This is a genomic window from Streptomyces sp. NPDC051567 (assembly GCF_044454165.1).
In the GTDB taxonomy this organism is placed as follows: Bacteria; Actinomycetota; Actinomycetes; order Streptomycetales; family Streptomycetaceae; genus Streptomyces.
The window spans coordinates 1-19,423 of record NZ_JBITDK010000042.1 but is presented as its reverse complement, the minus strand read 5'-3'; the positions used below and the strand labels follow the sequence as shown (position 1 = coordinate 19,423).

The following is a 19,423-nucleotide window of genomic DNA, read 5'->3' as shown; positions in this document are numbered from 1 at the left end:
ACGGGCCGCCGGGGCGTGGGCGGTGGGCGCCCGGGGTGGTTTCGGGGGTGTCAGTCCAGGGGGACGGCCGCGAGGCGGTCGGGGGTCTGGGGGTAGAGGCGGTCGCCACGCTGGACGATCATGTTCGAGCCGTCGGGCATGTTCACGGCGCCCGCGGACAGCGTCCACGCGGTCCGGCGCCTTTCGACGTCCACCGCGACGACCGCCTGGCCTCCGCCGCCGACCGCCGCGTAGAGCTCGCCGCGGAACGGGGCGGGAGGCGCCAGCATGGAGACGTACGCACCCGGGTCGTGGGTCCACACCTTCTTCCCGGTCGACTCCTCGACGGCATGCAGCAGGCCGTCCGCGACGTACACCGTGCCGTTCACGCAGACGGGCGCGCTCAGCGGCTTGGCGGCCTCCGGCTCCAGCGTCCAGGCCACCGCTCCCGTCACCAGGTCCACCGCCGTGATCCTCTCCTCGAAGTCGAAGGCGTGCCGGTCCGAGACGGCCGGGGGGTTGATGCCTCCCGACTCCGTCGGTGAGGCCGCCTGCTGGTCGGTGCGGACCCGGCAGGCCCACAGGGGGCGGCCGTCACGCAGGTCGACGGCGAAGACCCGCGCGGGGTCGGAGCAGATCAGGCGGCCACCGGAGACGATCGCGGACATCATGAGGGAGCCGTTCGAGGTCGGGGTCGCGCCCTCGGCGCGCCGGCGCCAGCGCAGTTTCCGGGCGTTCAGGTCGTAGGAGAGCAGCCAGGGCCGGTCCTTCTGGTCGTCGGACCGGTAGAACGCCTTGAGGTAGAGGCATTCGGCGTCCGCGGCCAGGAGGGCGCTGGTGTAGCCGAGTTCGCCCAGGACGGCCGGGCCCGCCGCGTCGGCGGTGAGGCGGCCGGTGCGCGGGTCCATGGGGCCCGCGCTCGCGTCGCCGTCGGCGCCGAAGACCATGCCCACGAGGCGGCCGCCGGCCACGGCCGTGTCGGCCTTGACGGTCTGGACCTCCCACAGGACCCGGCCGTCGGCGGTCGAGATCCCGCGCATGATGTCGCTCAGGTGGATCAGGACCTCGTCGGCCGCCGCGACGGGGGTCGCGGTGAACGGGGCGGGAACCGACCACAGCGGGGCCGGTGGGGTACCGGGCGGACGGGTGGTCCGGCCGCCGGGGCCGGGTGCGGCCGTCCGGCCGCCGGAGCCGGGGAGGTTGCCGGTGAGCCAGAGCGCCGAGGCGCCGCCCGTGGCGGTGAGCGCGGCAGCCGCCGTGCCCGCGATCACGGTGCGGCGGGAGAGGCCGCGGCGCGGCGCGGGGGCGCGCAGCGGGGCGGTGGAGGCCGTGGCGATGTCCTCGATCCGGCGGGACAGGTCGGCGAGGAGCGTGTGCGGCAGCAGGTCGGCGAACTCCCCGGTGTCGAAGGGCCCCCACCGCTCGCGCAGCCGGTCGGGCGACGGGCGGTCGCCCGGCGCCGGTGACAGGCAGGCGGTGAGCGTCCCGCGCAGCCCGTCCGGTACGCCGGTCAGGTCGGGGGCGGCGCCCTCCCGCAGCAGTTGCGGGGTGGTCTGCCGGCCGCGGGCGTCGTGGGGGCCGTGCCCGGACGAGGCGAACACGAGGACGGCGGCGAGGGCGAACACGTCGCTCCCCGGGCCGGGCGGTTCCCCGCGCGCCTGCTCGGGTGACATGTAGGCCGGTGTGCCGGCCACGCCCCCGGCCTCGGTGAGGCGGGGGCTGCCCGGTGCCTGGGCGAGCCCGAAGTCGATGAGCCGGGGGCCCTGCGCGGTGATCAGGACGTTGGAGGGCTTGAGGTCGCGGTGGACCAGTCCGGCGCGGTGCAGGGCGGTGAGGGTGGCGGCGAGGGCGGAGCCGATCCGCCGGACGGCCTGTTCGGGCAGCGGGCCCCCGGCCGCCACCGCCTCGGCCAGCGAGGGGCCGATGAGGTATGCCGTGGCCAGCCACGGCCGTGCCGTGGCCGGGTCCGCGCCGAGGAACGCGGCGGTGTGCTCCGCCCCCAGGGCGCGCGCGGCCTCGATCTCCAGCGTCAGGCGCTCCCGGTAGCCGGGCCGGTCGCGCAGGTCGGCCCGTACGGTCTTGACCGCGGCCAGGCGACCGCCGGTGGTGCGGGCGAGGAAGACGGTTCCCATGCCGCCGCCTCCCAGCCGGGCGAGGAGCACGTACCCCCCGAGCTGTTCGGGGTCGTCGGGCAGGAGGGGCAGGAGCGTGGGCATGACCGGTGGGATTCCTTCGGGACGGTGACTGCGGGACGGTGGCTGCGGGACCGGGAGGTGTGGGACCGGGAGGTGTGGGACCGGGAGGTGTGGCAGGGCGGCCCGTGGGCGGGGCGCGGGCGCGGGTCAGTCCGCCGGGACGGCGAAGACGGCCGACGGCCGGGCGATGAGCAGGGTGCCGGAGGCCTCGGCGAGCTGGAGCGGCTCACGGGCCTCCGCCCCGGCGAGCCCGGCCTGCCACAGGCGTTCGCCCGACGGCAGGGCGGTCGCGGTGATCTGGTGGAGAGTCGGGAGGTACAGGGTGCGCCCGGAGGCGCTCGCGGTCATGCGCCCGAGCATGAACCACTCCAGGGTCTCGTCGAGTTCCCGCTCCCACAGCGTCCGGCCGGTGTCCGGTGCGACGGCGACGAGGGGCCCCCTGCCCTCGTCGGCCAGGTACAGCGTGCCGCCGACGAGGAGGGGCGGGGCGTTGGTGCCGGCGACCACGGCCTGCGACTCCCACAGCCGGTCGCCGGTCCTCAGGTCGTAGGCGTACGCGCGGCCCCGGGAGAGGAGGAACACCCGGCCGCCCGCCGGGTCCACCGCGGAGGCGGGGCCGCTGTGCACGTCGGGGTAGGAGCGGTTCCAGAGCATGCGCCCGCCGCTCCGTTCGAACCCCGCGACCGCCAGGGTACGGACGGCCCGGAACTCGTAATGCTTCTGCTGGTCGACCCGTACTTCCACGACGACGGTCCCGGGTCCGACGGTGACGGACAGGGAGTAGCCGAATCCGTCCGGGAGGGGGGTGCGCCACAACTCCTTGCGGTGGTCCAGGTCGAACGCCGCGATCAGGTTCCGGCCGGACGACGTGCCGTCCCCCACGCGCAGCCACGCGGTGGCGCCTTCGACGGCGAGCACCTCCGAGAGGGTCTCGTACCGCTGCAGCCACTGGGTGCGGCCGTCGCGCAGCGAGCAGAGCGACAGCCCCTGGCGTGTGCTCACCAGGACGCGGTCCCCGGACACCTGGGCGGAAGGGGCGCCGCTGCCCGCGCCGGGCAGCTGCCACACCTCCTTGCCCGTGCGCAGGTCGTGCCCGTACAGGTCGTTGCCGCGCAGCATCAGGAACCGGTCGGCGCCGGCCCCCGGGAGGAGTTGGATACGGGCCGCCGGGTCGTCGAGGCGCCACAGGGCGGCCGGTGGTGTGCCGGGCACCCGGGGGCTGCCGGTGGCGGGTCCGCCGCCGGCCGGGGTTCCCGGCCGGGTGGTACCGCGGGTGCGGGCGGACCAGGCGAGGGCCGCCGTCACGCCCAGGGCGGCTCCGGCGCCGGTGGTCAGCAGGTGGGAGAGGACCCGGCGACGGGTGGGGCGCGCGGGTGCCGTGGCGGGGGCGGCCCCCGCCCGGTCCGGTTCCGGGTCGGGGTCCGGGTCCGGTTCCGGGTCGGGGTCCGGGTCGGGGTCCGGGTCGGGGTCCGGGTCGTCGGTGGGTCCGTCGCCGGACGGGAGGGTCACGACCGCGGTCGGGGAGGCGGGCCGCCCGCCCGCCGCCCGGTCGCCCGCCGCCCGGTCGCCCGTATCCCGGTCGTCCGCCTCCCGGTCGGTGATCTCCTGCGCGCGTACGGCCAGGGCGGCCACGACCCGGCCGGGCAGCGGGCCCGGTGGCCGCCGCGGCCCCTGTTCCCCAGGTTCCCCCGGTGCCATCGCCCCGCGCAGCTCCGCGGCGGTGGGGCGGTCGGCCGGGGCGGGAGCCAGCGCCGCGGCGACGGCCTCTCCCAGCTCGCCGGGCAGCGCGGGCAGTTCGGGCCGGTCGTGGACGGCGCGGTAGGCCAGGACCGGCGGCGGGCCGTCCCCGAAGGGCAGCCGGCCGGTGGCCGTGTGTACCAGCAGCACCGCCAGCGCGTACACGTCGGCGGCTGCGGAGGAGGGCCGTCCGGCGGCCACTTCCGGAGCCATGAAGGCGACGGGCACGGTCGCCACGCGGCTCTGCGGTTCCGGTGTCGTTCCCGGTTCCGGTTCCGGTTCTGGTTCCGGTTCGTGTCCGGGCGCGTGCGTGGATTCGGGTCCGGGTCCGGGCGCGGCGAGCGGGCGGCAGGCGTGCAGGGCCATCAGCAGCGGGCGGCCCGTGGTGAGCCAGACCCCGTCGGGCGCCACCGCGCCGTAGCCGATGCCCCGGGCGTGCAGTGCGGACAGGGTGTCGGCGACCGCCCCGGCGAGCCACACGGACTGTTCCAGGGACAGGAGCCCGGACGGCGGGCCGGGCCGCCGTGCCACGTCGGACAGGGACACGGCGGGGGTGTGGGCGAGGGCCACCCACGAGGGGTCGGTCCCGGTCCGCAGGTCCAGCACGGCCGGCACTCCCGGCACGGGGCGGCGGCGCAGCTCCTCGGCCGCCGGGTACGCGGCCGGGGGCAGCAGGCAGACCACGGCGTGCCCGTGGTCCCGGTCGCGGCCGATGTACATGCCGTTGCGCGGCGGGCCGGGCCGGGGCCCGGGCCAGCGGGCCAGCAGCCGGTACGGCCCGGTCGACCTCGGGTCCTCGGGGAGCAACCCCTCCCCCAGATGTCCGTCCCCCACGCGTCCTTCTCCCCCTCGTGGTCCCCGGCCGGGACCGCTCACATGCCCGGCAGGGCGCGGACCGCGCTGCCGCGTTGCCAGATCACGCCGCCTGCCGCGACCGTGCCCCGCCAGGGGGCGTCGGCGGGGGCGTCCCCCGCCGACGCCGGTGCGAACACGTACTGTTCGGCCGCCCGCCCGGTGTGCACCACGAGGATGCCGAGTCCGGGCTTGCGCAGCGACGCGAAGACGCCGGAACCGGCCACCAACGGGGCCTGTTCCTGGGCCAGTTCCTCACCGGCCAGCACGGTCCAGGCGGGGGTGCCGGTCCTCGCGTCGATGCTCCGGAGCTGGTGGCCGTCCGCCACGTACACCCGGTCACCGGCCTGCGCGGGCGCGCCGAAGCCCGCGCCGCCGTCCGCGGGCAGGGTCCACAGTTGTCCGCCGTCGGCCCGGCCCAGGCAGACCAGGGACCGGTCGCCGCCGCCCACCACCACGGCGCGCGCGGACAGGGCCGGGCGGCGGCCGTCGGTCCCGGCGGGGCGCCGCCACACGGGGCTGCCGTCGGAGGCGGACAGGGCCGCCACCCCGCCGGTGGCGGAGGCCAGGACCAGCAGCCCGTGTCCGGCGGCGGCGGAGAGCTCCGGGCCCGGCGCCGGAGCCGGCACGCGCCAGCGCACCCCGCCCCGGGCCTGCTCCAGCGCGGTCACGCGGCCGGTGTCGTCGAGGACGTACACCTGGTCCTCGTCGGCGGCGAGCAGCGCGGTCGCCCGGCCGGGCGCGCGGTGGCGCACCGTACCGGCGTCCAGGAGGAGGACCGTGCCGTTCGGGTCCAGGGCGACCGGCCGACGGCCGCCGACGAGGTCGCGCACCACCGGACCGCGCCCGCCTCGCTCGCCCGAGACCGGATCGCGGAGGTCGATCCCGCCGTCGGCGTCCGCGAAGCACACCCACCCGCCGGCGTCGACCGGTCCGAAGGCCGGACGTGCCGCGGCGCCGTCGTACGACCACAGCGGCTGCGGCACCGTGCCGGGCGGGCCGCTCCAGCGGGGGGCGGGGGTCCGTCCGGGGCCGTCGGCCCGGTGGCGCAGGAGGGCGGTGCCACCGGTCGCGGCGAGGAGCACGGCCGCGCCCGCGCCGGTGAGCAGGCGGCGCCGGGACGGCGACCTCGGCCCGGCGCCCAGGGCGGCGGCGGCCCGTCCTCTCTCGGTGGCGTCGGCGATCACCGCGGGCGGGAGCCAGCGGGTGGCGGGGCGCAGGGCCGTTCCCCGCGGGTCGAGTCGCGCGGTCACCTCGCCGGCGGTGGGCCGGTCGGCCGGTCGTTTCTCCAGGCAGCCGCGGATCACGGGCGCCAGCGCGGCCGGCACGTCGGCGAGGTCGGGGTCCTCGTGGACGGTACGGAAGTCCGCGTGGACCGGGTCGCCGTCGAAGAAGGCGTGCCGGCCGGTCAGCGCGAACACGAGCAGCGCGCCGAGGCAGAAGATGTCGCTCGGCGGCCCGAGGGGGCCCTTCACCACCTGCTCGGGCGACATGTAGCCGGGTGTTCCGGGGCGCTGCCCGGTCGCGGTCAAGGTGGCGTCGCCGGTCACCCGGGCGATACCGAAGTCGACCACGCGGGGGCGGTCGGCGCCGAGGATGACGTTCGACGGCTTGAGGTCGCGGTGCACGACGCCGGCCGCGTCCAGGGCGGTCAGGGCGCGGCCGAGCGCGGCGGCCAGGACGCACACGGCCGGGACCGGCAGCGGGCCGTGCCGCGGCACGGCGTCGGCGAGGGTCGCGCCGGGCACGAACTCGGCGGCCAGCCAGGGCACGTGCCCGGTGGTCGAGGAGCCGAGCACCCTGGCGACGAAGGGGCTGCGCACCGCCGCCGCGGCGGCGGCCTCGCGGGTGAACCGCTCGCGCAGGTCCGGGTCACGGAAGAGTTCGGGCCGGATGGTCTTGAGGGCGACCGGGCGTCCCCGGCGGCGGGCGAGGTAGACCGTCCCCATGCCTCCGGACCCGAGTACGCCCAGGATCTGGTGACCTCCGAGCTGCGCGGGCATGCCGCCCGGCATGGGGGCGATCACTGGTCTCATGCGCTTGAGCGTAGGCGGGTACTGGTCAACAGGTGCCGCAATCAGGGAAGTTGGCGGCCGGACGGGTCGGGGGGCGCGCCTCCCGGGCGCCGCCCGCCCGGCATCGGCGGGCCGGTGCGTTCCGGGGGCGGTGGGCGGTGGGGTGCCCGGGCGGTCGGGGATCAGCCGGACGGGGAAGAATCCCGGGCATGGATCATCCTCGCCTGCCGACCACCGAGGCCGTCGTCACCGCGATACGCGAGATCGCGGACGCCTACCGGCTGACGATGGACGTCACCGACGACATCGGCGCGGACCAGACGTCGCGGCGGACCTCCGCGGGCGTCTTCGCGGTCGCCGACCCCGACGGTTCGCTGCCGCACGAGGCGTTCGTCGAGCTGGGCGGCGTCCCGGCCGTGAGCGTGCGGGTCTTCCCCGAGGACGACGCCGGGATCACCGTGGACCACGTCGAGTTCCATGACGTGCCCCGGGACTCCGTGCCGGCGTTCCTGCGGTCCGTGTACGGCGGGCTCGCCCACACCAAGGGCCGGTTCTTCCCTCCGGGGCAGTGGCTCGTCGTGCCCCTGCCCGGCGACGAGACGTACCGGGAACTGATCACGCACACCGCCCTCACCCCCTGGCTCGCGCGCGGCGCGCGGAGTTCGTGACGCGGGGCCACGGCCTCGCGGGCGGCCCCCGGGTGGCCTTGCCGTTCCGGCAAAGAGATGCGTCGGCGCCGCGCGGGCCGGTGCACACTCCTCCCGGCAGACGACGGCACGAGGAGGACGCCATGACGGACGGACACGCGGGCGGAGCGCCGACCGGCCCGGACGACACGACCGGCCCGGACGAGACCGCTGGGGCCGGCGGGACCGACAGGGCTGGTGAGTCCGGCAGGGCCGCCGGGACGGGGTCGGAGGCGCCGGAGTTCTGGGAGGGGTTCTACCGCTCCCGGCCCCAGGTGTTCAGCGGGCGCGTCAACCCGGCCCTGGCGCGGGCCGCGCGGGCGCTGCGGCCCGGGACCGCCCTCGATCTCGGCGCCGGCGAGGGCGGCGACACCGCGTGGCTCGCCGAGCGGGGGTGGACCGTCACCGCGGTGGACATATCGGCCACCGCGCTGGCGCGGGTCGCGCGGCGGGTCGGTGGGTTCCCCGTCGCCCTTGAGCGCCACGACCTCGCGGTCACGTTCCCCGCCGGCGGGTTCGACCTGGTGAGCGCGCAGTACCTGCACTCCCTCGACGACGCCTTCCCCCGCGCCGCGATCCTGCGCCGGGCGGCCTCGGCGGTCGCGCCGGGCGGGACGCTGCTGGTCGTCGGGCACGGCGGGCTCGCGCCGCGCGGCTGGGGTGCGCCCCTGCGGATGCCCACCGCCGACGACGTCCTCGTGGCGCTCGCCCTGGACCCGGCGGCCTGGGAGGTCGAGCGCCGCGAGAGCGTGGAGCGCGTCTCCACCGGCCCGGACGGCGCGGAACGCTCCGTTCCCGACGAGATCGTGCAGGCCCGCCGCCGGTAAGCCCCCCTCCTCCCTCCCCGTCAGCCCTGGGAGCCCTGGCGGCAGACGCCTCGCACATTTTTAGGTCGGATGACCTATAGTTGTCCTCATGAACAGAGATCAGCTGGTGCACGACCCCGCAGGGCCCGTGCTGCTCGTCGGGGGATACGGAACGGTCGGGGCCGAGCTGGCCCGGGAGGCCGCGGGACAGTGGCCGTTGCTGCTCGTCGGGCGGTCGCCGGAGAAGGCCGGGGAGCTGTGCCGTGAGGTGTCCGCCGAGGCACGGCGCTGGGACCTCGCCGACCCGGCCCCGTTCGGGGCCGCCGTACGGGCCGTCGTGGGCCTGGTCAACGACCCGGACGACAGGGTTCTACGGGCGGCCCTGGACGGCGGCGTCCCCTATGTGGACGTGACGCGCTGGACCGCCAGGATGCAGCGCGCGGTGGCGTTGACGGCACTCGGCCCGTCCCCGGCGGACGCCGCGCAGGCACCTCCCGCATCCCCCGCATCCCCGGCACCCCCCACACCTCCCGCATCCCCGGCACCCGTGCTGCTCTCCTCCGGCTGGATGGGCGGAGTGGTCCCGCTCGTCGCCGCCGCGCTCGCCGGGCGCCTCGGCGGGGCCGACAGCGTCGAGACCTCCATCCGCTACGACCTCGCCGACCGGTCGGGCGCCGACTCGGTGGAGTTCATGGACCGGCTCGGCATCGACTTCGAGGTGGTCGAGGACGGCCGCAGCACGGTGGTCACCCCGCTCACCGGCACCCGGACGCTGGACATCGGCCAGGACCGCACCAAGGTGGCCCGCATCGACACGCCCGAACAGTTCACCCTTCCCCTGACCCTCGGGGCGCGCACCGTCACCACCCGCATCGGGTTCAGCAGCACCGCCGCCACCTCCACCCTCGTCGGCCTGGGCCGGGCCGGGTTCTTCCGGCACGCCCGGGGCGACTGCTGGCGCCCGGTACGGCGGCGGCTGCTCCACTCCCCCGGTGAGGGCGGCACCGCGGCGCTGCGCGTCGAGGTGCGCGGCCCGCGGGGCGTGCTCGGCGCCACCGTGACCGACCCGCGCGGCCAGGCCCACCTGACCGCCGTCGGCGCGCTGGCCGGCCTGCGGCGCGTCCTCGGCACCGACGGCGCGCCCGCGCGGCCCGGACTCTCCTTCCCCGAGTCGCACCCGCTGCCGCACACCATCCTGGCCGGCCTTGAGGCGGCGGGCGTCCGGATCGACCTCGACCCCGACACCGCTCTCGGCTCCGAACCCGGCCCCGGCCTCGCCCGACGCCCGGCGGCCGGGTCCGCAGGGGTCGCGGCATGACCACCGCGAAGGGCGCCGCGCGGCGGGCCGCGCTGCTCGACGCCGCCGAGCGCACACTGGTCGGCGGCGGTCACGCCGCGCTGTCCCTGCGGGCCGTGGCCGAGGCGGCGGGCGTCCGGCTCGGCCACCTCCAGTACTACTTCCCGTCCCGGGAGAGGCTGGTGGAAGAGCTCCTCGCCCGGCTCCTGCAACGGTCCCTGGACCGGCTCACCGACGTGATCCCGGGCCCGGACGACCCCGACCGCGCGGGCGGCGGCACGGACGGCGGCGCCGACGACCCCCCGGCCCGGCTGAACCGGCTGGTCGGCGTGCTGCTCGCCGAGCAGACCGACCCGGAGCTGGTACGGGTCTTCGTCGAGCTGTGGGCGCTGGCGGCGCGCGACGAGGCGGTCGCCGTCGCGGTCCGCGCCTTCTACCGCCGGTACGCGGAGCTGGTCACCGACCAGATCCGCGCCCACCTCCCCGGCGCGACGGCGGAGGAACACCGCGCCCGTGCCGAGGTGTTCATCGCCCTGGTCGAGGGCAGTTCCCTGATCCGGTCGGGGGTGGCGGGCACCCCCTCCCCCACCACGGACGCCCTGATCTCACGCACCGCGCTCAGCCTCCTCTGCGGAGCCGAACCGGCCTGAGGAACCGGCCTGAGGAACCGGCCTGAGGAACCGGCGTGACGAACTGACCTGACGGACCGACAGGAGCCCCGACCCGCGGTGCGACGGCCCGGCCCCGCCGTCACACCTGCCCTCGTACCGCCCGCGCGCTGGCCTCGTACCGCCCGCGCGCTCACCCACCTCCTCCCCCTCCCGCTCATCTGTCTCACTCACCCCGCCCGTCCTGTCCGTCCCGTCCGTTTCGCCCGCCTCCGCAGCCTTCCGGCGTCCCGGAGGGCGGACGGGGACGGAAACCCGATCCGCTGTGGAGCGTTAGACGGGCGGACCGTCCTGGCCCCGCGGGGGCGCGGCCAGGACGTACAGGAGCGGTCCGCGCACGACGAACGGCGCGGACCCGAGCGGCACGAGGCACGAGCGCACGAGGACGAGTGCCACGAGCGCGATGAGCACCACGAGTACGAGGAGCGAGATGACGGACCCGATGCCCGGCGGACGCGGCCGGATGAAACTGGCGGCCCGATGCCGGGTGATCACCGAGAGCCGGTCCTTCGGGCTGACCGTCTTCTCGGTGATCCTGCTGAACGCGGGGCTGATGGGGGCGGAGACGTACAGCGGGCTGGCCATGGAGCACCGGCAGGCGCTGGGCGCGGCGGAGGACACCTGTCTCGTCCTGTTCACGCTGGAGATGCTGCTCCGTGTCGGGGCCCACGCCGACCGGCCGAAAGCATTCTTCCGCGACCCCTGGAACCTCTTCGACCTCGCGATCGTGGTCTCCGCCTTCGTCCCGCTGGTCCGCGAGAACACCACCTTGCTGCGGCTGCTGCGCCTCGCCCGGGTGCTGCGTACCGCCCGGTTCCTGCCGCACCTGCGCATCCTGCTGATCGCCGTGGGCCGCAGCCTTCCGGGCACGGCCAGTTTCCTGTTCGTCGGGGCGCTGGTGCTGTACGTGTACGCGATGGTCGGCTGGGTCTGCTTCGCCGATTCGGACCCGCAGCACTACGGCTCGATCGGCCGGGCGGCGCTGACCCTCTTCCTGCTGACCACCCTGGACGGGCTCACCGACGCCGTCCGCGCGGGGCTCCAGATCTCCCGGCTCAGCATCATCTACTACGCCTCGTACGCGCTCTTCGCCTCCTTCGTCCTGGTGAACGTCCTCATCGGGGTGGTGCTCAACTCCCTGGACGAGGCGCGCGAGATCGAGGCGGAGAACAACCGCGCCGCGGCGCGGGACGGGGAGACGGGGGCGGGGGCCGATCTGCGGCAGCGGATCGCCGCCGCCCGGCGCGCCCTGGACGATCTCGAAGCCGGTCTCGACCGGCCGGAGCGGCTCCCCGGAAGGCGGCTGGAGTCCCGTTGACCCACCGGGCCCCGCCCGCACCCGCCCGCACCCGCCCACCCCGGGCGCGCGGGGCCGCCGTCAGCCCAGTAGGCCGCCGTCAGCGCAGCGGGTCGCCGTCAGCGCAGGGGCGCGCCCGCGTAGTAGCGGCGGCAGGCGCGCAGCATGCCCTCGGCGGAGAGGGTGAACACGTCGACGAACTCCCGCTGCTGCGGGGCGAGGCGGCCCATCGCGACCACGCAGTCGCCGTCGGCGACGATCCGGGTGATGTGGTGGCGGGCGCCGGGCGCGGGGCGTTCCAGGTCCCTGACGCCGAGGGAGCCCGCGTCGAGGAGGGAGCCGTACCCCTCGAAGTCGCCGGTGTCGAGGTAGTGGTAGGCGAGACGCACATGGTCGACCCCGGAGTCGGTGACGACGGGGCTGGGCGGAACCCGCCCGATGTGCCGACTGTTCATCGGTAGTCCTTCCGTACGGCCGCGTCCCGTCCAGGTGGCGGCAGGTACACCGTGCGCCGCGCCCGCAACTCGGGGCTATCCCCGCCCTATCACCGCGGTGGTGGGTCCGCCACCGGGGTCCGTGGAGTTCTCCCGGTCCCGAGATCGCCGTCACGGAATCTCCACACCATGGACAACCGTAGAGGTGTTCGGGGAGACTGGCCCCCCTCTCCACCCGTTCTCAGGCGTGCCCCCAGCTGGGAGACCCATGACTGTTTCGCCCGGCGGGGTCCCGCACACCCCGGACACGGTGGTCTTCCGTATCCTCGGACCCTTGCAGGTGACCGGTCAGGGCGGGCCGGTCAGGATTCCCCCAGGGCGCCAGGAGGTCATCCTCGCGGCCCTGCTGCTGGAGGCGAACCGGGTGGTCAGCACCGACTACCTGGTCGATCTGATCTGGGACGACGAGCCGCCGGACACGGCGCGCACACAGGTGCAGATCTGTGTGTCGCGGCTGCGCAAGGTCTTCACCAAGGCGGGGATCGCCGCCGCCATCACCACCCGGCCGCCGGGGTACGTGCTGAAGACCGGGGGCGATCTCGTCGACGCGGCGCTGTTCGCCCGCCGGGTCGCCGACGCGCGGACGCTGAGCCGTCAGGGCGGGCCGGCCGAGGCGGTGGAGCTGCTGCGCGCGGCGGGTGAGCTGTGGCAGGGCGACTGCCTGAGCGGGGTGTCGAGCGAGACGCTGCGCAGCAAGGCGCTCCAGCTGGACGAGGAGCGGCTGATCGCGGCCGAGACCCGCATCGAGCTGGAACTGGAGCTGGCCCGCCACCACCAGCTGGTCGGCGAGATCCAGTTGCTGGTACGGGTCCACCCGCTGCGGGAGCGGCTGCGCGGGCAGCTGATGCTCGCGCTGTACCGCTCGGGCCGTCAGGCGGAGGCCCTGGAGAGCTACCGGGTCGGCCGTGAGCTGCTGGTGGAGGAGCTGGGTCTGGAGCCGGGCGGGGAGCTGCGCCGGCTGGAGTCCGCGATCCTGTCGGGCGCGGTACCGGCCCCGGCCGGCCCGCCCGGCGGCGGGTACGCGGCGGCCGGGCGGGCCGGCGGGGACGGCCCCTGGAAGGAGAGACCCGGGGAGGCGGGGCCGGACGGGGCCGGTACGCGCTCCCGCCCGGCCGGGGACGCGCGGGAAGCGCGGCAAGCCCACGGCGCGGACGGGGCCGGCCGGGGGGCGGGCGACGACGCTCCGGCGCGGCCGGGCGGCCAGGGCGCCACCGGCCCGCATCCGGGGCGCAACCCGCCCGGCGCGCACCCGGCGGAGGGGCCCGCGTACCGGGAGGAGATCCCGCGTCAGCTCCCGGCGGACACCTCCGACTTCGTCGGCGACGAGGAGCGGATCACCGGGATCGGGCGGACCCTGCTCGGCGAGGGCGGGCGGCGGGCCGTGGGGCTCGCCGTGATCGTCGGCAAGCCCGGTACGGGCAAGTCCACGCTGGCCACGCACATCGCGCACCGGCTCAGCGAAACCGGCTTCCCCGACGGGCAGTTGTACTGCGACCTGCGCGGCACCGGGACCCCGGCCACCTCCGGCGAGGTCCTCGGACGGTTCCTGCGGGCGCTCGGCATCCCCGGCCCGGTGATCCCGGACTCGCAGGACGAGCGGGCGGAGATGTACCGGACCCTGCTGGCCTCCCGGCGGGTGCTGGTGGTGCTGGACGACGCCGCGTCCGAGAGCCAGATCCGGCCCCTGCTGCCCGGCAGCAACAGGTGCGCGGTGCTCGTCACCAGCCGGGTGCGGCTCACCGGCCTGCCCGGGGCGCACCGTGTCGAGCTCGACGTCATGGGCACCGAGCAGGCCCTGGAGCTGCTGGTCCGGGTCATCGGCGCGGACCGGGTGGCGCACGAGCGGGTGGCGGCCGAGGCGTTGATCCGGACCGTGGGCGGGCTGCCGCTGGCGCTGCGGATCGTCGCGGCCCGGCTGGCGGCGCGCCCGCACTGGTCGCTGGCCTCGATGGTGCACCGCCTGGCCAACGAGCGGCACCGCCTGGACGAGCTGACGCACGGCGAGATGACGATGCGGGCCAGTCTCTCCCTCACCCACGACGGGCTGGCGGCGGAGGACCGCCGGCTGCTGCGGCTGCTGAGCCTCGCGCAGGGGCCGACGCTGCCGGGCTGGCTGGCGGGGGCGCTGCTGGACGACGACCGGCCCTTCCCCTCGGACCTGCTGGAGCCGCTGGTCGACGTCCAGATGCTGGACGTGGTGGGCGTGGAGTCCACGGGCGGGTTCCGCTACCGCTTCCACGAGATCATCCGGGTCTTCGCGCGGGAGCAGCTCGCCGCGCACGACGCGCCGCAGGCGCAGTCGGCGGCGCTCGGCCGGATGATGGGCGGCTGGATGTCGCTGGCCGAACAGGCCCACCGGCGCATCTACGGCGGGGACTTCACCGTCCTGCACGGCGGTGCGCCGCGCTGGGACCCGCCGGCGAGCTGTGTGGACGAACTGCTGGTCGACCCGTTGGAGTGGCTCGACAGCGAGCACGCGAACCTGGTCCAGGCGGTGGAGCACGCGGCCAGGGAGCAGATGGACGAGGTGTGCTGGGACCTGGCGACGACCCTGGCCACGCTGTTCGAGGCACGGGGGTACCTCGACGACTGGGAGCGGACGCACCAGCTCGCCCTGGAGGCGGTCCTGCGGGCGGGCAACCGGCGCGGCAGGGCGGCGGTGCTCAGCTCGCTCGGGGCGCTCTACCTGGGCCGCAGCCAGCCCGACGAGGCACGGTCGGCGCTGACCTCGGCGCTCGGCGTGTTCCAGGAACTCGGCGACCGGCAGGGGCTGGCGCTGTGCCACCGCGATCTCGCGCTGCTGGAGCGGATGCGGGGCGACGAGGACCGGGCGATGACCCTGTACGACCGGGCGCTGCGGGATTTCGACCAGGTCGGTGATGTGGTGGGCCGGGCCATCGTGCTGACCCAGAGCGCGCACATCTGGATGCGGCGCGGGCAGACCGCGACCGCGCAGAGCCGGCTGGACGAGGCGTTGTCCATCTACCGCTCGGTGGGCTACACGGGCGGGCAGGCGCGGACGCTGCGCAGGGCGGGGCAGTTGCTCCAGGGGCAGGGCGAGCACGAGCGGGCGGTGGTCACGTTCACCGAGGTGCTGGAGCTGTGCCGGGACAGCGGGGACGTGATCGGCGAGGGACACCTGCTGCGGGACCTGGGCCATGCGCACGCGGAGCTGGGGCGCGGTGAGGAGGCCGGGGGGTTCTACCGCCAGGCCCTGGCGGTCCGGGAGCAGATCATGGACCTGGGCGGGGCGGCGCTGGTCCGGCTGGACCTGGCCCGGCTGCTGGCGGGAAGCGTCGACGGCGCGGAGCGCGCCCGCTCCCGGGAGCTGCTGGAGCCCGCGGTACGGGCCTTTCGCGACCGGCGGATGGAACGGGAACTGGCGGAGGCGCAGCGGCTGCTGGGCTCGGCGGGCGGCACGGACACCGCCGGGGCGGTGCGTTCCGCGGGAGCCGCGGCGATCACGGGCGCCGCCGGGGCCGTGCGGGGTACGGGGGTCACGGGCGCCGCGGCGATCACGGCGGGGACGGTGGGTGCGGTGGGTGCGGTGGGTGCGGGACCCGATCCTGCGGCCGGTGTCCGCGCTCCGGCGACGGGGTACGCCGCCGGGGTCTGAGACCCGGCCCGCGGTGTCAGTCCCACGGTGTCAGTCCCACGGGTTGGTGTCGGCGGAGGGGGTCGGCGACGGGGTGGCCTGCGGGACGGCGGGGGCGCCGGCCTGGGTGCCGGGGGCGACCGGGGCGTCGGCCTGGGCGACGGCGTGGGTGCCGAGTACGGCGGCTCCGGCGAGGGCGGCGGTGACGAGGGCGGTGCGCAGGGCGTGGGCGACGGTCATGTCGGGTCCTCTCGTCGGTGCGCTCCGGCCTTCCGGGGCGCTTCCTTCTTCTGGACACCAACTTAGGAACCACGGGAATCCCCGCACCGGCCCCGCTCCTATCGCCGCGCTATCACGGCGCGCCCCGGCGGCCGGCCCGCGACAGCGGGCGATAGGACCGGGGGCCGGGGCCGTTCGCCGGGGGATGCCGAGGTGATAGCGCGCTGCCGAGGATGAGGAGCAGGAACCGGGCCGATTTCAGCCAGACCCGCCGTTCCCCACCACTTCGCCGGGAGCGCAGATGAATCCTCACATGAGCCCGCAGCCGAGCCCGTACACGGCCCCTTCCACGGCCCCCCTGAGGAACCGGCACGCGGACCCCGCCCCGGACGCCCCCGCCCCTTCTCCGCTCGGCACCCTGATCCGGGCCCACCGGCTGCGGATCGGTCTGACCCAGCGTGAACTGGCCGATCTCTCGACGATCAGCGTGCGGGCCATCCGCGACCTGGAGCAGGGCAAGGCGAGACGGCCCCGCCCCGACACCCTGCGGCTGATGGCCGACGCCCTGCGGCTGGGCCCGAGGTCCCGGACCGCGCTGGAGGCCGCCGCGCACCAGGGCCGGACCGGCGGAAACCGGCCGGTGGAGCCCCCGGCGCCGCCGACCGCGCTGCACGCGGTGGTGGGCCGTGACGCCGAGGCGGCGGTCCTGGCCGGGGAGCTGACCTCGGGCGCCGAGCGGCTGGTCAACGTGGTGGGGCTGACGGGGGTGGGCAAGACCCGGCTGGCGCTGGAGGTCGCCGAGCGGCTGCACGGGAGCGGGATGCCGGTGCTGTGGTACGCCTTCCCGGGTGCGGCGGCCGACTACCTCGGCTCCGCCGGGGGCGAGTGGTCCGACCGGCTGGCGGCGGCCGTGGCCGGGCTGTACGCCGTGGCTCCGGAGCGGGGCGAGGACGGTCCGGGCGGCTCCGGCGAGCTGGCCGAACTCTTCGGCGAGCAGCCCGCGTTGCTCGTCCTGGACGGCGCCCCGGCGGGGCCGCCGCTGTTCGGCCGGCTGACCGGGCTGCTGCGGGCCTGCCCGGGGCTGCGGCTGCTGATCACCTCGGACCAGCCGTGGGAGATCCCGGGCGAGCGGATCTTCCTGCTCTCCCCGCTGGAGGTGCCGGCCGAGGGGTCCGCGCACCCGGCGGCCCCGGCGGTGCGCGTCTTCCTCGACCATGTCCGGCGGGTGCGGCCCGAGTTCGGTCCGGGCGCGGGCGACCTGGAGCGGGCGGCGTGGATCTGCCGCCGCCTGGACGGGCACCCGGGCGCACTGGCCGCGGCGGCGTCCTGGCTGGTCGTGTGCGATCTGGCCGCCCTGTGCCGGAGCCTGGACGCCGACCCGGTCGCCCTGCTCGACCACCTCGGCGCGCAGGCGGGCGCCGAACGTTTCCGGGGGGCGCTGCACCACCGGCTGGGCCGGCTGCCGCAGGGGCCGCGCGCGCTGCTGGCCGCGCTCTGCGAACGCACCGGGCAGGAGTTCGCGCTCGCCGACCTCACCGCGCTGACCGGGCGCAGCCTGCCCGAGTGCGGCCGGATGCTGCGTGAGCTGCTGATCAGCGGGGTCGTCCGGGCCGCGCACGAGGGCGGCAGCTCCCGCTTCCGGGTGCTGGGCCTGGTCCGGGCGGCCTGCCGGACCGCCCCCCGCCCGGACTCCTTCCCCGGGGCGGACTCCTTCCCCGGGGCGGGCGCGCACCCGGCCGCCGGTCAGCCGCATGCCGCCCGCGCGGCTGCCGCCGTCGCCTGAACTGCTCGCGGAGTGCCGGAGCAACTGCCGGTGGGCTCAAGGGCCCGCAGGTTGGATGACGTACGTCCGGACCACCCGCCCCCCTCCGGCCTCCCCACCCCGGACACTCCGTCCGACGCCTCGCACCTCGCACCTCACGTCCGACATACCGCACCTCACGTCCGACACCTCGCACCTGACATCCGTACGTGACACCTGCCGGCCTCACACCCTTCCGAGGAGCCTCCGCATGTCCCCCAACGCGTCTGATCAGGACGGCACCGCACACGGGCCGGCCGCTGTGCGGCTGCCCCTGTCGACGGCGCAGCGCGGCATCTGGATGGCCCACGGGCTGGACCCCTCCGGGCTCCGTTACAACGTCGGCGAGTACCGGGAGATCCTGGGCGCGGTGGACCCCGGGCTGCTGGCCCGGTGCTGGTACCAGCTCGCCCGGGAGACGGACACGCTGCGCATCCGGGGCATCGGCCCGGACGAGGACGGCGACCTGTGGCAGTCGGTGCACCCCGAGCCGGGTGACCGGGCGCTGGAGCTGGTGGACGTCAGCGCGGAGAGCGACCCCGCCGGGGCGGGCCGCGCGTGGATGGCGGCGGAGCTGGCCCGGCCCTTCGACCTGGCGGACGGCTGGCTGACCCGGCACGCGCTCATCAGGGCGGGCACGACCGGCACGGGTGAGGAGCGGTGGTTCTACTTCCACGCCTTCCACCACCTGGCCATCGACGGCATGGGCCTCGCCCTGCTCGACCAGCGGCTCGTGGAGCTGTACGACCGGGCGTCGGCCGGGGAGCCCTGGGGGCCGAGCCCGTTCGGCTCGCTGGCCGGGGTGCTGGCCGAGGACGCGGCCTACCGGGAATCGGCGGCCGGGGCGGCGGACCGCGCGTACTGGAGCACGCACCTCGCCGGACTGCCGCAGCCCCCGCGCCTCGGCGAGGGCCGGACCGGCGGGACGGAGCCGGGCGCGCTGCCCTTCGTACGGCGCACCGTGGTCCTGCCGCCCGCCCGCGCGGCCCGGCTGCGGGAGGTGGCACGGGCGCACCGGGCGCCGTGGACGATGCTGATGATCGCCCTGTTCGGGGCCTATGTGCACCGGGCGAGCGGAAGCACCGAACTGGCGCTGGGCCTGCCGGTGACCAGCAGGCGGACGGAGCCGGCCCGGTCCACGCCCTGCATGGTGTCGAACATCATCCCGCTGCGGGTCCCGGTGGCGTCCGGCGGGAGCCTGGCGGAGCTGCTCGCCACGGTGGTCGCGGAGACCCGGCAGGGGTTGAAGCACCAGCGGACGCGGTACGAGGAGATCTGCCACGACCTGGGCGTCGGCGAGACGGAACGGCGGATCACGGCCCCGCTGATCAACATCATGGCGTTCACCCCGGGGATGCGGTTCTGCGGTTTCCCGACCACGCAGCACAACCTGAGCAACGGGCCGGTGGAGGACCTGGCGGTCGCCGTGTACGACCTCGGGCCGGAGGCCGGGCTGCGCATCGACTTCGACGCGGCGCCGGACGTCTGCGACATCGAGGCGGTCGCGGGACACCAGGACCGGTTCGTCCGGTTCGCAAAATCCGCCCTGGAGAACGTCGAACTCCCGCTGGCGGAGCTGGAGTTGTTGGGTGCGGTGGAGCGGCGTCAGGTCCTGGAGGAATGGACCGGCACCCGCACCGACATCGGTGCACCCACCCTCACCAGCCAGTTCGAGGAACAAGCACGGCTACGGCCCGATGCCCGCGCCCTCGCCTTCCACGACGAAACCCTCACCTACGGAGAACTGAACACCCGCGCCAACCAACTCGCCCACCACCTCGC

The 19,423-nt window shown here is 76.0% G+C and carries 14 protein-coding genes; 8 read left to right on the top strand and 6 right to left on the bottom strand.

Annotated features, from left to right (window positions below; all coding sequences use genetic code 11):
• Positions 1–50: 50 nt before the first annotated feature.
• From ACIA5F_RS28995 to ACIA5F_RS28985, 3 genes are all read right to left on the bottom strand, one after another.
• Entirely contained in the window at positions 51–2,195 is a 2,145-nt protein-coding gene (locus ACIA5F_RS28995; RefSeq protein WP_399358059.1) for a PQQ-binding-like beta-propeller repeat protein, read from the bottom strand.
• Positions 2,196–2,321: 126 nt separating this feature from the next.
• Positions 2,322–4,745, bottom strand: a complete 2,424-nt coding sequence (locus ACIA5F_RS28990) for a PQQ-binding-like beta-propeller repeat protein (protein ID WP_399358057.1) — start codon at positions 4,743–4,745, stop codon at positions 2,322–2,324.
• A 38-nt stretch (positions 4,746–4,783) separates the two neighbouring features.
• On the bottom strand, positions 4,784–6,799 hold the full coding sequence (locus tag ACIA5F_RS28985; protein ID WP_399358055.1) for a PQQ-binding-like beta-propeller repeat protein: 2,016 nt from the start codon (positions 6,797–6,799) through the stop codon (positions 4,784–4,786).
• Between the two features lie 188 nt (positions 6,800–6,987).
• On the opposite strand from ACIA5F_RS28985, the gene ACIA5F_RS28980 reads away from it, so the two are divergent.
• The 4 genes from ACIA5F_RS28980 to ACIA5F_RS28965 all read left to right on the top strand — a co-directional run bounded on the left by ACIA5F_RS28980 (position 6,988) and on the right by ACIA5F_RS28965 (position 10,217).
• Positions 6,988–7,446 (top strand): hypothetical protein, encoded by a 459-nt coding sequence (locus ACIA5F_RS28980; protein WP_399358053.1) that lies wholly within the window; start codon positions 6,988–6,990, stop codon positions 7,444–7,446.
• A gap of 122 nt (positions 7,447–7,568) precedes the next feature.
• The gene (locus ACIA5F_RS28975) at positions 7,569–8,291 is read left to right on the top strand and encodes a class I SAM-dependent methyltransferase (RefSeq protein WP_399358051.1); all 723 of its coding nucleotides are present in this window, start codon (positions 7,569–7,571) and stop codon (positions 8,289–8,291) included.
• An 88-nt stretch (positions 8,292–8,379) separates the two neighbouring features.
• Positions 8,380–9,588, top strand: a complete 1,209-nt coding sequence (locus ACIA5F_RS28970) for a saccharopine dehydrogenase (RefSeq protein ID WP_399358049.1) — start codon at positions 8,380–8,382, stop codon at positions 9,586–9,588.
• Complete coding sequence (locus tag ACIA5F_RS28965) at positions 9,585–10,217, top strand: TetR/AcrR family transcriptional regulator (protein WP_399358048.1); 633 nt, start codon at positions 9,585–9,587, stop codon at positions 10,215–10,217. Before ACIA5F_RS28970 ends, ACIA5F_RS28965 begins: the two co-directional genes overlap by 4 nt.
• Before the next feature lie 291 nt (positions 10,218–10,508).
• Here the strand turns inward: ACIA5F_RS28965 and ACIA5F_RS28960 are convergent, their stop codons facing one another.
• Positions 10,509–10,649 (bottom strand): hypothetical protein, encoded by a 141-nt coding sequence (locus ACIA5F_RS28960; protein WP_399358046.1) that lies wholly within the window; start codon positions 10,647–10,649, stop codon positions 10,509–10,511.
• Here ACIA5F_RS28960 and ACIA5F_RS28955 point away from each other — a divergent pair.
• Positions 10,639–11,553: an ion transporter gene (locus tag ACIA5F_RS28955; RefSeq protein WP_399358044.1), complete on the top strand. Its 915-nt coding sequence runs from the start codon at positions 10,639–10,641 to the stop codon at positions 11,551–11,553. The two genes, ACIA5F_RS28960 and ACIA5F_RS28955, sit on opposite strands and share 11 nt — an antisense overlap.
• A 98-nt stretch (positions 11,554–11,651) precedes the next feature.
• Here the strand turns inward: ACIA5F_RS28955 and ACIA5F_RS28950 are convergent, their stop codons facing one another.
• Positions 11,652–11,987: a nuclear transport factor 2 family protein gene (locus ACIA5F_RS28950; protein ID WP_399358042.1), complete on the bottom strand. Its 336-nt coding sequence runs from the start codon at positions 11,985–11,987 to the stop codon at positions 11,652–11,654.
• Between the two features lie 247 nt (positions 11,988–12,234).
• Between ACIA5F_RS28950 and ACIA5F_RS28945 the strand changes: the two genes are divergently transcribed.
• Entirely contained in the window at positions 12,235–15,642 is a 3,408-nt protein-coding gene (locus tag ACIA5F_RS28945) for an AfsR/SARP family transcriptional regulator (RefSeq protein WP_399358040.1), read from the top strand.
• Positions 15,643–15,672: 30 nt separating this feature from the next.
• On the opposite strand, the gene ACIA5F_RS28940 is transcribed toward ACIA5F_RS28945, so the two are convergent.
• On the bottom strand, positions 15,673–15,861 hold the full coding sequence (locus ACIA5F_RS28940; RefSeq protein ID WP_399358038.1) for a hypothetical protein: 189 nt from the start codon (positions 15,859–15,861) through the stop codon (positions 15,673–15,675).
• Positions 15,862–16,153: 292 nt separating this feature from the next.
• Between ACIA5F_RS28940 and ACIA5F_RS28935 the strand changes: the two genes are divergently transcribed.
• Positions 16,154–17,623, top strand: a complete 1,470-nt coding sequence (locus tag ACIA5F_RS28935) for a helix-turn-helix domain-containing protein (RefSeq protein WP_399358036.1) — start codon at positions 16,154–16,156, stop codon at positions 17,621–17,623.
• A 229-nt stretch (positions 17,624–17,852) separates the two neighbouring features.
• Positions 17,853–19,423: condensation domain-containing protein (locus ACIA5F_RS28930; RefSeq protein ID WP_399358034.1), on the top strand; the 1,571-nt coding region annotated here is incomplete at its 3' end.